The 15,605-nt window shown below is 43.7% G+C and carries 10 protein-coding genes; 8 read left to right on the top strand and 2 right to left on the bottom strand.

Features of this window, described 5'->3' with window-relative positions:
- Nucleotides 1–8 precede the first annotated feature (8 nt).
- From AR334_RS19790 to AR334_RS19780, 3 genes are all read left to right on the top strand, one after another.
- Nucleotides 9–206 (top strand): DUF378 domain-containing protein, encoded by a 198-nt coding sequence (locus AR334_RS19790; RefSeq protein ID WP_066316157.1) that lies wholly within the window; start codon nt 9–11, stop codon nt 204–206.
- Nucleotides 207–398: 192 nt separating this feature from the next.
- A complete protein-coding gene (locus AR334_RS19785) occupies nt 399–1,370 on the top strand; it encodes an ATP-binding cassette domain-containing protein (RefSeq protein ID WP_066316147.1) in 972 nt (323 codons plus the stop codon).
- Complete coding sequence (locus AR334_RS19780; RefSeq protein WP_066316144.1) at nt 1,367–2,143, top strand: ABC transporter permease; 777 nt, start codon at nt 1,367–1,369, stop codon at nt 2,141–2,143. Before AR334_RS19785 ends, AR334_RS19780 begins: the two co-directional genes overlap by 4 nt.
- 49 nt (nt 2,144–2,192) lie before the next feature.
- On the opposite strand, the gene AR334_RS19775 is transcribed toward AR334_RS19780, so the two are convergent.
- Together AR334_RS19775 and shc are read right to left on the bottom strand one after the other, a co-directional pair.
- On the bottom strand, nt 2,193–2,735 hold the full coding sequence (locus AR334_RS19775) for an HXXEE domain-containing protein (protein ID WP_066316141.1): 543 nt from the start codon (nt 2,733–2,735) through the stop codon (nt 2,193–2,195).
- Between the two features lie 128 nt (nt 2,736–2,863).
- On the bottom strand, nt 2,864–4,768 hold the full coding sequence (gene shc, locus AR334_RS19770) for a squalene--hopene cyclase (RefSeq protein ID WP_066316137.1): 1,905 nt from the start codon (nt 4,766–4,768) through the stop codon (nt 2,864–2,866).
- Between the two features lie 166 nt (nt 4,769–4,934).
- Between shc and AR334_RS19765 the strand changes: the two genes are divergently transcribed.
- The 5 genes from AR334_RS19765 (at nt 4,935) to AR334_RS19740 (ending at nt 15,423) form a co-directional block, all read left to right on the top strand.
- Nucleotides 4,935–6,023 (top strand): DUF2515 family protein, encoded by a 1,089-nt coding sequence (locus AR334_RS19765; RefSeq protein WP_253701326.1) that lies wholly within the window; start codon nt 4,935–4,937, stop codon nt 6,021–6,023.
- A 188-nt stretch (nt 6,024–6,211) separates the two neighbouring features.
- Nucleotides 6,212–8,125, top strand: coding sequence for a PhoX family phosphatase (locus tag AR334_RS19760; RefSeq protein WP_156431335.1), 1,914 nt, complete (start codon nt 6,212–6,214; stop codon nt 8,123–8,125).
- Between the two features lie 247 nt (nt 8,126–8,372).
- Complete coding sequence (locus AR334_RS19755) at nt 8,373–9,257, top strand: DMT family transporter (RefSeq protein WP_066316129.1); 885 nt, start codon at nt 8,373–8,375, stop codon at nt 9,255–9,257.
- Nucleotides 9,258–11,277: 2,020 nt separating this feature from the next.
- Nucleotides 11,278–13,749, top strand: a complete 2,472-nt coding sequence (locus AR334_RS19745) for a glycoside hydrolase family 3 protein (protein ID WP_082693037.1) — start codon at nt 11,278–11,280, stop codon at nt 13,747–13,749.
- Between the two features lie 177 nt (nt 13,750–13,926).
- Entirely contained in the window at nt 13,927–15,423 is a 1,497-nt protein-coding gene (locus tag AR334_RS19740) for a nitrous oxide reductase family maturation protein NosD (protein WP_066316126.1), read from the top strand.
- The last annotated feature ends 182 nt before the right edge of the window (nt 15,424–15,605 follow it).

The following is a 15,605-nucleotide window of genomic DNA, read 5'->3' as shown; positions in this document are numbered from 1 at the left end:
TAATGCAGATGAAAACTTTAAATCTTATTGCTCTAGTATTGATTATTGTTGGTGGCTTAAATTGGTTATTAGTCGGACTATTTAAATGGGATTTGGTCGGAGGCCTGTTTGGTGGGATGGACAGTATCTTTGCAAGAATTGTATATATCCTTGTTGGCCTTGCAGCTATCTATAGTATTAAGCTTTTATCTAAGGTTTCAAAATAAACGTTTAAAAAATGGGATGAGATCGATAAGGAGTTTCGGTAGCTGTCATGTTACAGCTACTGTTTTTTTACCATCTATTTAAAAAAAACTTATATTTTTAATGCTAAATTACCTAACTGACCTATATAAATTGGTTAGAGGTTTGCTTTATCATTTTCAGGCTTAAAACTTGTTAAACGAGGAGCGCTTAGAATGAAATCAATGATTCATGTGGAGAATTTGGTTAAAACATTTAAAGGAAATGTGCAAGCCGTAAAAGGGGTTTCATTCAATGTTGAAGAGGGTGAATTTTTTGCTTTCCTTGGTCCAAATGGCGCCGGTAAATCAACCACTATCCAGATGATCACCACTTTATTAAAACCCACATCTGGCAGAGCCGAAATTGCCAGTTTCGATGTCACGAATGAGCCGGAACAAATACGACGCGTGATTGGAGTGGCTCTGCAAGAAACGGGAATTGACCCGCAGTTGACGGGACGTGAGCTTTTGGAGATTCAGGGGGAATTATTTGGTTTTCAGTCGAGTATGGCGAGGAAGAGAGCGGACGAATTATTAGAGCTTGTAGGTTTAACCGAAGATGCCAATAGAAAATGTGGAAAGTATTCAGGTGGGATGCGTAGACGTCTAGACTTAGCATTAACCCTTGTTCAACGCCCAAAGGTCTTATTTTTAGATGAACCTACAACAGGGCTTGACCCTTATAATCGAAAACTCATCTGGGAAGAAATCCGATCACTAAATAAAGAGCAAGGTACGACCATTTTTTTGACAACCCAATATCTTGAGGAAGCGGATGAATTGGCAGATCGGCTCTCGATTATCAACGAGGGGAAAATTGTTGCATCCGGAACCCAAGAGAACTTAAAATCATCTATTGGTGCAGATGTCATTGATTTAGTCTTCTCAACAGAAGAGGAAGCAAGGCGTGCGTCAGCGTTGCTTGCCCGTTTCGAAGGGGATGTGAAACAATCAGGTTCGGAACTTCGACTGTTTATGGAGAAAGGGCCAGCAAAATTACCAGAAATCATCCGTCAGTTAGATCAAGAGTTCATCACGCCGATTACCTTGAACGTATCCCCCCCTTCATTAGATGATGTCTTTTTAAACTTAACGGGTCATACCATCAAAGCTGAAAAGTTAAAGCGAGAGGAGTCCCATGTATGAAAATATTTGTGAAGCACACGTGGCTTTTTACCAAAAGGAGTTTGTTGAATACGATTCGTAACCCTTTTGCCTTCATTCCAAATATGGTGATTAGTCTCTTCTTCTTATTTGTCTATCAAGCTGGACTAAGTGGGATATCAAAACTTCCGGCATTTGGTGGTGCTAGTTATTTAGCGTTTATTTTGCCTGTATCGATTGTTTCCGGGGCGATTGGAGGTGCAGGTGGTGCAGGGCAGTCGCTTATCACCGATTTAGAAAACGGATATTTTTCCAGACTTTTGTTGACTCCAGCATCGCGTCTTGCCATTGTTTTGGGTCCAATAATTGCAGGGATGCTTCAACTTCTTGTTCAAACGATGCTCATCATGCTGATTGGATTTATGATGGGGCTAAAAGTGGTAACAGGCTTCGGAGGAGTTGTTGTTGTACTTCTCCTCGCAGTGGGGTGGGGCCTGGCTTTTGCTGGTTATTCCGTTGGATTTGCGCTTCGAACGAAAAATGCTCAAGCTGCACAGGCAGGAACGTTTATCTTCTTCCCACTTTTATTCCTGAGCACGACCTTTGTTCCATATGACCTAATTGAGGCAGAGTGGCTTAAAGTAGCTGCGTTAATTAATCCAACGACTTATGTCTTTGAAGGCATGCGTGCAGTCATGATAAATGGCTGGGGGGAAAGTGCCATTTGGCAGGCTTTTATTGTTATTGTTTTATTCTGTATTGCCACTATTAGTTTTGCTGCTATTAGTGCTCGAAACGCTGTAAGTAGAGGATAGGGTTTTGTGGGTTGAAATGGAAGTGTGATCATAAACAAGTCTTGGCCAGTTATCGAATAAAATAACGGCCTAAAAGATTACCAACTAGAAAAATCAGGATCATGATGAGACTAACCGGGAGACTCGCAAAGGTCAGATGCCAGTCCAATTGTCCATTCTCAGCTAAAGAATAATATGTAAGAAGGCAGTAAGGGATCAGGAGGAACAGTGACGTTAGGATGCCAGGCGTGTAGCCTCTGAACAGGATGGTTTGAACGATGTGCATTAATGCCTGCAAAACAAATAAATTAAGAATGGCTGTAAATAATAGAAAGCTCCCTCCGTTAGATGAATAATGGGCGGTCATCACTGTAGTGAATGAGATGATGAGTAAAATCCATGCAGCTGAAACAGCTAGCTGTGCAGCGGTTGAACCTAGTTTCTTCCTCATTCTTAATGTTAGTTTGACGAAGTTAGTTTTTGGATTGTTTTTGTGTGCATTCATGGAAGATTCAATGGTTATGATTTCTTCTAAGTCATGGAATATAAAAATGATGGGAAACAACCAAATTAATGTTTTTAGGTCCAAAAAATGGTGGAGCGCCTCTAGCATCTTTTGTCTGCCTCCTTTTAGTTGGTAAGATATTAGACCTGCCGTCTGCAGTCGTTTGTTTATATTATGGGACAGGATATAAAAGTATGCCAAAGGGCACTCAAGAGATTTGGTGTCTACACAAATTCTTAATTAAAATCCTTGTGCGGCACCCCCGCTAGGAGCTGCCCACCAGCTAATTTTTGATAATGAGCCAAGGCTAACAGTGGAAAAACATACTCATAACAATGGTAATTAAGATAAAAGGAACCTGCCATTCCCCGTCCTTTTGGGTAGGTCTTCGTCCAATCTTTTTCTTTTTTATCCACTAAAAAGGCTGCACCATTTTCAATTTCAGGTGTAACTCCTTTAGCGGCACAGATGAGTGTATCAAGAGCCCAAGCGGTATGAGTGCGGGTACTTTCGCGGAGCGGCACATAACAATTTTTAATATCACTTTTACACGATTCTCCCCACCCGCCGTCGGGATTTTGAATGTTCCGCAGCCAAGTGAGAGCCTTTTGAATGGCCGGATGATTTGGAGCAACGCCAACCGCTATCATTCCCGTTACAGCCGCCCATGTGCCATAAATATACACGCCCCATCGGCCCACCCAGGAACCATCTGAATTTTGATGCCGCAACAGCCACCGAATGCCACGTTTTACCATGGGATGGTGATCATCCAAATGGGTATAGTTTCCGAAGAACTCTAACGTCCTTCCTGTTAAATCAGCCGTCGACGGATCAATTAATAAATCTTTCCCCCCCTCAATCGGTAACAAGTTCAATATTTTTTTGTCGACATTCTTTTCGAAAGCCGCCCAACCGCCATCCTTGTTTTGCATGGAAATGAGCCAGTTTACTCCACGATCCCATGCTTGCCGAGTATCCGCTTGCTCTAGGACCAAAGTGCGTATCGCCCTCAGTGCAGCTGTTGTGTCGTCGATATCCGGGTGGATTGTGTTCAAGTCCGCAAACCCCCAGCCTCCTGGTAACAAGTTCGGTTCATGAATGACCCAATCCCCGTATTTGAGATGCTGACGGGAGAGAATGTAATGATTTGCTTTTTGAATCGTGTTGGAAGAATAGGGAACGCCGGATTCTTGCAGCGCATAACTGATTAAAGTCGTATTCCAGACCGAAGCCGTCGTGTACTGGCAGTGAAGGTCTCCGTCAATCCGGGAGGTCATTGCTTTTAACCCTTGCACGGCACGAGTAATCACCGGATGTGTATTCGTATACCCCCTTGCCAGTAAGGCGTAAATCATTAGAGAAGTCGAGCTGAAATAATTTAAAAAGGTGCCATCCGGTTCGATTCGGTCCAGCATATACTTTTCGGCGCGATATAATGTCAATTCCCGAAGGTTTCCATGGTATTTCAAAGCCTGAATCCCCTGTTTAATCAATTTGATCAACGAGCGAGACTCTTCCGCTTGATCCTCTGTAAAAAAACGAACTTCTCTTTTTTCAAACAAATCGGAAAGGTCAGGCGATCTTTTCGTTCTCCTGCGAAAATTAGTATTGGCGAGAATTAAAAAGGGGATAATGTTGGCTCTCCCGTACACGGAGAGGTCAAAAAGATTGATGGGAAAGGTGTCTGGTAAAAGCATCACTTCAATATTAATGGGGAAGTGCGGCCACTCGCATTGTCCTGTAATGGCCAACATGATTTTCATAAACATATGGACCTCCGAAGCCCCTCCGTTGGCCATAATAAACCTTCTTGCTGCCTGAATTTCTTGGTCTTTTCGATCCCGGTAGCCAGAATAAAGGAGGGCATAATAAGCTTCCACAGTGGCTGTCAGATTCCCTTTTTCCTCATCATGAAATAGCTTCCAGGATCCATCTTCCTGCTGTTTTCTAGCGATCCGTTCCACCAATTCTTTTATAAACTCCTCATCATTTATCTCCAATGTCCGTAACAAGATTATCATACTGCAGTCTGTGGCAATCCCGGTTTCGAAAGGATAACGCCAGGCGCCGTCCTCTGACTGGTCCTGGACAAGCTCATTGGCGATTCTGTTCATTTCCTTATATACCCGTTGCCTCATATGACCCATCCTCTCTCAAATATTCATCTTTGTATTCATATTCCATGAGCAATATGAATATGCATCTTTGATGGGGAGAACCGAAACCGTTAAAAGGAACTTTGAAAAGGATGATGCCGTTTTGCTGGACTCTTTCTCAGATGTAAAAAAGGAATTGAAAAAAAAGATGAAAAAGAAATTTTCCAGCCTTCAGCCATCTTTATCAGAATATGACAAACAATGTATTCACCTTATAAGAGAAAGGACGAGACAACTTAACCAAAACAATGTAACACGGACGCAAGCTTATTTTCAGTTTTACCTTCAGTATCCAGAAATCCATTGGGCTCTTCTTGGACATATGGTATCCCGAAACGTCGGGTGGAATATGACGGATTTAAAAGGGGATTTGCTGACAAAGCTTCTGCCTGAAAGAGATCAGCAAGCTATTTTTTCTTTTTTGGAACGCGGCAGTTGGTTGATTTTTCAAGATGTGTATCCTCAATTTTTGGTATATGACCTGAGTGTGAGGGCTAGACGAGACATGTTCCATCTTTTACCTTTTCTTCACACTTCCACCTTCATGGAAACGATGTGGCGTTATTTTTGGCGCAGTAGTGATCGCTATACGTTGGCGATTGCGACGGTGATCAATGAACAAAGCTATTTGGAAAAAAGATTGATTCAAAATCCTCACTTCAAAAAAACCGTAACAGGTACGGTCAGCTTTAAAATGTATGATTTTTTGCGACTAAATAACATTATTTTTCCCTACTGTGCGGGGGGAAAATGGGAGAAAGCTTCACTTACCGGCGCCACCTCCCGGTATTTCACTTCGCTACACGAAAGAATTTTAATCGGAAAAGAATTGTATTCCCTTCTTTTTCAGCGTGAAGAGATTCTGGAGCTGGTCTTGAAATGGGCGCATGAACACCCTCATACGGGCTCACGGAAAGATTATTGGCCTGACTTATTTAATGATGTAAATGAATCTTTTCCTCGATCCATTTATAAGCGACGGATCAAGAATTGTGTGTTGAGAAAGAATGCCGAGCGGCTGTACAGCCCGCCTTTAAAATACGCCTGGCCGAATACCCATCATGAAGATGCCGAGAGCGGAGATTGGTTTGAAGATTGGCGTATTCTGGATTATATTCATAAAGAAGTCAGTATGAATGAAGAGATTTTAACTAATTATTGCAAAACCCTTGAAACAATTGAACTTGCAGTTATGGCGAAGGAAGCCATTCTGCTGCGCGAAGAAGAATCATCATGAATGAGTGGCGGCCAAAAAATAAGGAGATATTATTCAATTTAACTTGAATGGTATCTCCTGATTTTTTGACTAAATGTAAAAAATTATAGATTAATATAATAAAAAACATACACAAGTTTAATATGCAGTTTACAATCATCTGGTTTAATAAAACAGTACACTATTAATCTATTAGGAGGATTTATTAGATGATTAATAAGAACTTTGTGAAAAAAGGGGCTACTGTAGCACTTGCCTTAGCTATTTCTATTCCAGCCGTAACACCTGCCTTCGCGGCTTCTCAGAATAACAGTAAAATCGAATCTGTTAAATTTAATGGAATGCAAGCACCTACAACTATTGATGACATGGTCAAAACATATACAAATGCAACCGTAGATGTTAAATACATCAATGGAAAAGTAAAAACATTTCCGCTGACTTACAACTACCTATTTAAATCGGAAGATAAGGTAGCAACTGTTAAAGGTGAAAAAGTCCCTGCAGGCACACCTATCGATGTAAATGGAGATCCAATTAAGGACCCTAGCGGCACAAATGGAGAATACTTTGTCTCTGATGCTCCGGATTCAAACAGCCTGTTAATGCCTATTAATGGCAAGCTTTATATGGTTACACACTATGAATATCAAACGATTGATGCTGCTGGTAAGTCAGCCTACGGTTTAGTTCCGGCATCTATGTCTTTAACTGAAATGGAACAGGACAAAAAAACAGGTGAACTTAAACCTGTAAAAGTAGAAAAGATTGATTTTTCAGCTGTAAATGGACTATGGATTCCATGTAATGGATCATTATCTCCATGGAATACACATCTAGGTTCTGAAGAATACGAACCAGATGCTCGTCTTTTCTTAGACCCAGCTTCGAAAGTAAGAAGTCAAGTTGAAACATTTTCTCAATTCTATTTCGGAGATAAAGCAAAGGCTAATCCTTATTTCTATGGCTACACTCCTGAAATTACAGTAGGTAAGGATGGGAAAACATCAGTTGAAAAACATTACAGCACAGGCCGCTTCTCTCATGAGTTAGCTAAAGTCATGCCTGATAACAAAACTGTTTTTTACGGTGATGATGGCGGCAATACAGGAATGTTTATGTACGTAGCTGACAAGGAGAAAGATTTATCAGCAGGTACACTTTATGCAGCAACATTCAAGCAAACAGGTACTGAAAACGGCGGTTCTGGTGATTTACAATGGATTAATTTAGGACATGCCACCGATAAACAAGTGAAAGATATTATTGATAGCGGAATTACATTCAATGATATTTTTGAAACTTCAGATGCTCCTAAAGAAGGTTTTACAGCGATTAAAACCTACTCAAATGGAGGAAAGGTTGAGTACCTAAAACTTAAGCCTGGCAAAGAAAAAGCAGCAGCATTCCTTGAAACCCGCCGTTATGCAGCAATGCTTGGTGCGACTACTGAATTTAACAAAATGGAAGGTTTAGCACTAAACGAACAGGATAAAAAAGTATATCTTGCCATTTCCGATCAAAGTAAGGCGATGGAAAAAGATTCAACTGGCAAAGAGCCGGCAGACCATATTCAATTGCCAAAAATTAAAGCGGGTGTCACCTATGAACTAGACTTGCGGGGCGGCCAAAAAGATACCGATGGAAAGGCTATTAAGAGCTCGTATGTAGCACCATCCATGTCTGGATTGGTAGTAGGGGAAGACCTTCCTGCAGCTGATGCATATGGAAACACTGCGAATGTAGATAAAGTAGCGAATCCAGATAACTTAAGTTACTCTGAATCAATGAGAACTCTCTTTATTGGTGAAGATAGCGGTGCTCACACAAATAACTTCGTTTGGGCTTATAATGTGGATACGAAAGAATTAGAGCGTATTTTATCTGTTCCAGCAGGGGCAGAGGCAACTGGATTATTTGCCGCTGATGACCGCAATGGATTCTCATACATTTTCAGTAATTTCCAGCATCCTGGTGATGAAGTAGATGGTAAGTCCATTACAGCGGTTAATAAAGAAGAATTACTAAAAGCTGTTGACGAACAAATTGGTATTAATAAAACAGGCGGTATTGGTTATATCTCTGGTATGCCATCTGTAACAAAAATGCCAAAAAATAAATAGGGTAACTGATTCTTCAACATCCATTAATAGTAAAACAGAATAATATATAAGTGCCTGCCACCACCTGCTTTTTGTCGAATTTTTATCGACAGTAGGGAGTAGCAGGCACTGTTCTTTCTAAGATTTAATAATACAAGGAAATTAGAAAGTCAGTGCTGAGTTCCTGCATCCGAAAAAATGTATACTAAAAATCCTAGTAAGTATAAAATAGGACAGTTAGCATTTTGGTGTTGGAAGGGTGATTAATATGTTAAAAGCATATGCTTGGCTAACATTTTGTGTCATGGTGTGGGGAAGCAATTTTGTATTTGGAAAGATGTTAGTCCAAAATTTTTCCCCGGCTCTATTAACGATGCTTAGGCTTTTGTTTATTGTCCTAGTGTTATTTGGATTATCCTCATACAAAAAACACTTTAAACGAGTTAATAAATCGGATTTACTCGCCGTTTTTTTTCTAGGGCTTATTGGTGTTTTTATAAACCAATGGTCTTTTTTTGTTGGATTACAAACAGCTGATCCAACAACCTCTGCATTAATTTTGGCAACTACCCCTATTTTAACTAGCGTATTAGCTGCCATTTTTTTAAAAGAAAAATTAACAATTCGTATGTTGATGGGTTCTATTGTGGCAATCATAGGTATTTATTTTGTTGTAGCAAAAGGGAGTTTATCTTCTTTGCATATTGATAAAGGTCTATTATGGATTGTTTTAACGATGATAACATTCGCCATTATGATTATCATTACGAGGGGGCTTTCTCAAAGCATAGATCCACTTACTATTACTTTATATTCAAATGTTGTAGGCTTGATTGTCTCGATTCCTTTTGCTTTTTTACTAGACACCCCCTTACAAATAAGCTCTAAGATGTCGGATTGGTTTTTTCTGATTGCTACAGCCGTTGCTGTACACGGTATAGCAACATTAATTTGGAATAACAACATTAGACATGTTGATGCTTCGAAGGCTTCAATCTTATCTAATTTAGAACCTTTTGTAGCAATGATCATGGGATTGATATTGCTATACAAACCCATAACTGGAGCAGAAATTTTAGGGTCACTATTTATCGTGGGAGGAGTAGTGTTATCTACTTATCAACGAAAAAAGCTATATAGCCGATCGAATTAACAAGACCTATATCATAAAAAACTTTAACTATTTATTAAAGAAGTATCGAAGAACATTTATCTAGCATCAGACGAAGCACGTCGAGTTACTGGAACAGAACTAGTCGTTGATGCAGGAATGTCTTTATAAGTAATAAATTCAAAGAGTGACGAATTCAAATAAATCATACATTGCAGTCCACATCTACAACAGGTGTGGACTATTTTTGTGTGCTGTAATAATGAAATATTATGTTTTTCATAACCCTACTTAGATACACCGCGGAGAACCATATCATAAGTAAATGAGGTTTTTAGCCAATGACTCTCCTTAAGGTGGGTGGCTAGAAAATAAATTGACAAATTTTAGAATTCTATTAAACTAAAAATAGTTCTATCCTCAAATTCTTCTCTAAATTTTCTTTTTATATTAGCTGCTCCGCAAATCTTTATTTGCCTTTTGCTTTTTCCAATTGAAGCCACATTAAACCTCTGTTTTCACTCGCATTCACACTCATTAATTTTTAAATTTTTCCGAATTTCAAATGAATAAAATAATAGATAAAGGGTGCTTTGAACCATTGAATAGGAGGATGGACGTTATGGGATTTGAAGAAGAATACCAGGTGTTTTTGAATGCTCACTTGCAGGCAAGAACCGGTGAACGGTTGCGGCGCCTGCAAGAAGGTCACAGTCAGGCTGAGATGTTGTTTTTGAAGCAAGTGTGGTGGCCTTTATTTTACCATTTCAAGTATCTTCATCCAGAATATGAAGTCGATGATTTCAAGGATGGCAAAAGGTATTTGGATTTTGCTTATATTCGTCCGGNATCTTCATCCAGAATATGAAGTCGATGATTTCAAGGATGGCAAAAGGTATTTGGATTTTGCTTATATTCGTCCGGCCATCCGAATTTGCTTTGAGGTCGACGGGTATGGCCCTCACCTAAAGAACATAAGCAGATGGCAATTTTCCGACAACCTGGAACGTCAAAACCAGTTGGTGCTTGATGGATGGACTGTAATCCGCTTTTCTTATGACCAAGTGAAAGAGAAGCCTCGTCGATGCCAACAGATTGTTCAGCAAGTGATTGGCCAATGGCTGGGGGATGAACTGGACCGGACATCTCTGTCCTTTGTTGAAAAGGAAGTACTTCGCCTAGTGATTCGAAAGGGAGAAGCCATATCCCCTAAAGAAGTCGAAAAGTATTTGAAGCTAAGTGACAAGACGGTAAAGAAAGTACTTTCTCAACTAGTCGATAAAAAGATACTGATTCCCGCATCTGGAATCAAGAGGATCCGCACTTATCAGTTGGGGGACCAGGTTAAGGACCCTATCTGATAAATAGACGGAGGAATTCCGCTTAATTAGAAAAAAGTATAAAAAGTGGCCTAAATAGACGGAGAAATTCCGCCTATTGACTGAAAAAACGTAAAAAAAGGGGATTTTGCTTGGCATAACCGGAAAAACTCCCCTTATTTACCCCGAAACGAGCTCCATTTTGAATTTAACCGGAAATTCTCCGCTTATTTTACTTTCGCTGGTTATTTAATTAAGGACATGATTCCTTATTTAAATCGAAGTAAGATGAAAACCGCTGCATGGGTGTCGAGGGAACCTCATTTTGATGCGTCACATTGAAACGTACCGCAAATAGGTAGCCGTTTTCTTTATAATATAACCCCTATATTTCATTCATAACATGCTCCGACCTTCGAGTGATTTCCAAATATTATATTAACAAAGCTTATTAATAGAAGATTTCCAACCTATATCAGTATATTTAGAATAATGCTCATTTTAATTCATTTTGATTGTTAAGTTGGCAAACCATTGCTGCTACAGGGTTTAAGTATACCAAGGGACTTTAGGAGCATTACTAATCTCGTGCTTTTTGTTGCTGTTTTGTAATTAGCCGTTCATTGTAGCGTAATAGTTTTTCGTTATACTAGTATACAAGTTCGGCGGTAAGGGAGAGATTAAGATGATTAACCGAATGATTTAACTACTAATAGACAAATAGATAGTAAGGGAGATATAAAATGATTAAACGAATTACTTTAATTTTTATGATAGCAATCATTTCCATGTCATCGTTAGTCATTCCTACTAATGCAGAAGAGACCAAACCCTGGATGAACACCCAGCTCTCTGCTGAAGAGCGCACCGAGCTGCTACTCGATGCGATGACGATGGAACAGAAAATCCAGCAAATTGCTATTTCGCGCTTCAATGAGAACGACAAAGGTGATCCGGTCGTCATCAAAAGGGGCGGTACTAGCAAGTATATGAATGGTGAATTCGCGCCACAAGGTACCCTTCCTGGGTGTGAGTTTCAAGACACAGGCCGGCAAATCAAAGGGATCGAGGAACTCGGTATCCCTACAGTACGTATGACCAACGGTGGTACGGGCGTTAAGGGCGGATCGTGTCATAATGACCCATTGGCGACTGGTCTTCCTTCTACCGCAGCTTTGGCTGCGACATTCGACCGCGAGCTAAACTATGAGGCTGGTCGTATCCTTGGTGAGGAAACACGGGCCTTCGCGCATCACGTGTTCCTCGGACCAGGTATGAACCTCATTCGTCACCCGTACGGTGGCCGGAACTATGAGTACTTCAGTGAGGACCCATATTTGACAGGTACCCTTGCGATCGAGCAAACAAAGGGTATCCAGGATCAGGGAGTCCAGGTACAACTTAAGCACATGGCTGGCAACGAACAGGAAACTGAGCGTTGGACGATGGGTGTCCAAGTTCCTTCACAAGCTATGAACGAATTGTACATGTTGCCATTCGAGATGACCGTCAGAGATGCTGACCCAGCTTCCGTCATGTGTTCATTCCCAGATGTTAACGGTACTTATGCATGTGACAGTTCTGAACTTCTACAAGATGCCCTACGGAAAAACTGGGGCTTTGACGGATACGTCATGAGTGACCGTCGTGCGATTCACGACACAGTGGCTGCTATCAAAGCGGGTACGAATGTCGAGCTTGACTGGGCACCACAGTATTACACACAAGAGAAGATTCAAGAGGCTCTCGACTCAGGAGCGGTAACTGAGGACGACATCGACAATCTACTTCGTCCACGTTACATCAAGATGATCGAGTTTGGCCACATGGATGAGCCTTTCGATAAATTTATGCCGGAAATCGTCGATCCGATGGCTAACGGCGCTAGCGCACTGAAAATGGCCGAAGAAGGATCCGTGCTGTTGAAGAACGACAACAACTTCCTGCCACTGAATGGCGAGCCGAAGTCGATCGCGTTGATCGGTATTGAGACGTTCGCTGGTGCGGCAAAGATGTCACCTCGCTCTGTTCGTGACGACAATGATTATGTAGTGACTCCATATACCGTCACACCACAAGAAGGCTTAGAGAATGTTATCAAAGAGTTGGGCTACAACACTAAAGTGACGTACAACAATGGCAGTGACCCGAAAGCTGCTGCCAAGTTAGCTGCTGAGTCAGATGTCGTGCTTCTCATGGTCGGCGACAACCCACATGAGACCGTGGACCGTGATACTCTCGGATTCCCAGCCTTGAACCTCAAATCGGGCTTGGCTGAGCAGGAGCCGGTCATCGACGCAGTTATGGAGGCTAACCCGGAGAATACTGTTGTGGTACTGAAGACTTCCGGTACGTCGATTATGCCTTGGTTGGATAAAGTCCCTGCAGTTCTTCAAGCGTGGTACCCAGGTATGGAGGATGGCAATGCTGTTGCTAACCTACTCTATGGTAAGGCTAACCCGTCCGGTAAGTTGCCGATGACATTCGGTGCTACTGAACGTGAAGCTGCCTTTGCGACTGAAGAGCAGTACCCTGGAACTCGTCAAGACACTGGTAAGGTAGGCGGCCCTGGCCCGTACGGTGATGGTTCCGATCAGCTAATCGCTCAATACACAGAAGGTCTTGAGATGGGTTACCGCTGGTACGAAGCAAACAACGTGAAGCCGGCCTTCCCATTCGGGTACGGCCTGTCGTATACGACCTTCAAGTATGACGATCTCAAGGTGAAGAAGGTCCGTGGTGAAGGCAATGGCAAAAAAGACTCGTTGTCCGGTATTGACGTGTCCTTCACTGTAACAAACACTGGTGACGTTGCCGGCAAAGAAGCGGCACAGGTCTACCTGACCCTGCCGGACGAGGCTGGGCAGCCGACCAAGCGTCTTGTTAACTTCGAGAAAGTTTACCTTGAGCCAGGTGAGAGCAAGCAGGTGACTGTACGTATTAACCATGCTGACTCGAACCACCCGTTCTCCTATTTCGTTCCGGAAGAACCGGACAACCTTGCAAACTGGGCTGACGGTGAGTGGGCAACTGTTGACGGAAAATACCGCGTACATGTTGGTGGTTCCTCTGCAGACACTCCGTTAGAAAAGGACGTTCCGTTGAACTTCAAACTCAGCAAGGACGACAACAAGGGCAAGGTGAAAGGTAACAACGGAAATAAAGGAAACAACGGAAACAACGGGAAAAAAGGAAACAATAACTCCCAACGATAGGCCTCTGGCCATGGGATGACGTCGGCGGCCCGGTAGGGGTCGTCAGGCATCCTGAATATAGTGAGCCCGCGGGTCTTGGCGTGAAAATCGCCAAGCTCGCGGGCTCACCCCTTTTCTCGACACCTTCAAGGGAAACGAGAGGAACAAAAAGTGACAAGGAAGGACATGAGAAGACAGATGAAGGAATCGGTTCAGAACAGCCGGCGAGGTTCGGCGCATTTGTGGTGGGTGGTCCTTGGCCTGGTGGTCCTTTTGACCGCATGCACCGTCGAGAAATCAGACAGGCCGGTCAGAAGCGATGACGCCGTGGAACCCGCCCCGTCCGGGCACGGCGACTGGCAGGTCCCCGGTTTGGTGGACCGGTCCGGCGCACCGACCAAGGTGCCGACACCGGGTCCGGCCACGGGCAAGTCCCTGGACGTTATGGACTTCGGGGCAGATCCGGAACCGGACTCATCTGACGACGCAGCAGCCATCAGAAAGGCCCTGGATGCGGCCGAACCCGGTGACGAGATCTTTCTGCCGGCCGGCACGTATGACCTGCGCTCCACTGACCCGGCCGACAAGTCGGCGAACATCGCGTTACGCAGCGGTGTGAACCTGCGCGGCGAGGGCCCGGAGCGAACTGTGCTGCTGACCTCGCTTGACGGCGAGAAAGACAGCCGGGTGATTCGCGGTTCCGGCATCCACGACGTCATCGTCGCTGACTTCACCATCACCTCCCGTCATGATGGTCCACTCGGCGACGACCCTAACGACGGGGACGCGGGTGGCGGCCCGATGTACGGAATCCATATCGGAGCCCACAAAGGGAAGGCTAGCTCCCGGGTCCTTGTGGAGAACCTGGGCATCCGCAGGTTCGAGCGCCACGGCATCTCCGTCAAGGCCAGCCGTGAAGTGACCCTCTCTAGAAACTATGTAAGTGAGGCAACTGCCGTCGGTCCTGGCGGACAAGGTTACGGCATTGCGATCGAGGGGTCAGTGGACCAGCACGACCCGGATGCCGCTAATGATTCCCGGCACAATGTCGTCATTGGCAATACCTTCGATGGCAGGCATTTGCGGCACGCCATTCTGCTACAGTTCCCCACGCACAACAATCTCGTGGCGGAAAATACCATCGTCGGCAGCCTCCTTGACGCCATCGACCTGCACGGCGAGGGTGAATACCTGAACGAGGTCCGGGACAACACGGTCATCGGCGGGCAGCAGGCGGGCATCGCGCTGGGCAATTCCGGCGGGGCCAAGAACAAGCACGACGCCTCAGGACCAGGAAACTGGGTGCACTCTAACCACCTTATTGGAAACCGTCAGGGAATTCTCGTCGCTCTGGGAACTCCTGACACTCTCATCGAGAGCAACAGGATCACCGCCGAGGAGGATTCCAAGGTCGGCATCGAGGTCCGCAATGCGCCGGGTACGGAGCTGCGCGGTAACACCATCACTGGAGGAACTGACGGGTTTTGGGCAATCCGTCTCAGTAAGGACCGCGGTGCTGACGGGCGGGGCAAAGGAATCCCCTCAGGCATTAGGATTCAGTCCAACATCATTCGACTGGTGGCCAACGGCATCAGGATTGATGCCGGGGAGGACATCAGCATGCTCGAAAACGTCGTGGACGACATCGACGGTGACGAGCTGAGGCTGGCCGACGGTGTGGGAGTGAGCCGGTAGGTTCAGCGGTTTCCTATAGAAATGCAACGGTGCGAAAGTTGAGTATATAGTCATTATTATTATAACTTCTATAAAGAACCCAGCCTTCATCAAACAGAGGGCTGGGTTTATGCGTTAGCTGAACCGTATCACCAGTTATAAAAAAGACTGTAGCCAATCTCGGAAAAACGAGTTTGTTTACA

Origin of the sequence: Bacillus sp. FJAT-29814, assembly GCF_001510715.1 — a bacterium.
GTDB lineage: Bacteria > Bacillota > Bacilli > Bacillales > Cytobacillaceae > Neobacillus.
Note: the sequence above shows the minus strand (reverse complement) of the source record. Positions and strands in the feature narration are given on the sequence as shown.

What these genes read in the sequence shown, in the direction of transcription:
- AR334_RS19790 (WP_066316157.1), top strand. Translation starts at nt 9, where the DNA reads ATGAAAACTTTAAATCTTATTGCTCTAGTATTGATTATTGTTGGTGGC.
- AR334_RS19785 (WP_066316147.1), top strand. Translation starts at nt 399, where the DNA reads ATGAAATCAATGATTCATGTGGAGAATTTGGTTAAAACATTTAAAGGA.
- AR334_RS19780 (WP_066316144.1), top strand. Translation starts at nt 1,367, where the DNA reads ATGAAAATATTTGTGAAGCACACGTGGCTTTTTACCAAAAGGAGTTTG.
- AR334_RS19775 (WP_066316141.1), bottom strand. Translation starts at nt 2,735, where the DNA reads ATGCTAGAGGCGCTCCACCATTTTTTGGACCTAAAAACATTAATTTGG.
- shc (WP_066316137.1), bottom strand. Translation starts at nt 4,768, where the DNA reads ATGAGGCAACGGGTATATAAGGAAATGAACAGAATCGCCAATGAGCTT.
- AR334_RS19765 (WP_253701326.1), top strand. Translation starts at nt 4,935, where the DNA reads ATGAAAAAGAAATTTTCCAGCCTTCAGCCATCTTTATCAGAATATGAC.
- AR334_RS19760 (WP_156431335.1), top strand. Translation starts at nt 6,212, where the DNA reads ATGATTAATAAGAACTTTGTGAAAAAAGGGGCTACTGTAGCACTTGCC.
- AR334_RS19755 (WP_066316129.1), top strand. Translation starts at nt 8,373, where the DNA reads ATGTTAAAAGCATATGCTTGGCTAACATTTTGTGTCATGGTGTGGGGA.
- AR334_RS19745 (WP_082693037.1), top strand. Translation starts at nt 11,278, where the DNA reads ATGATTAAACGAATTACTTTAATTTTTATGATAGCAATCATTTCCATG.
- AR334_RS19740 (WP_066316126.1), top strand. Translation starts at nt 13,927, where the DNA reads ATGAAGGAATCGGTTCAGAACAGCCGGCGAGGTTCGGCGCATTTGTGG.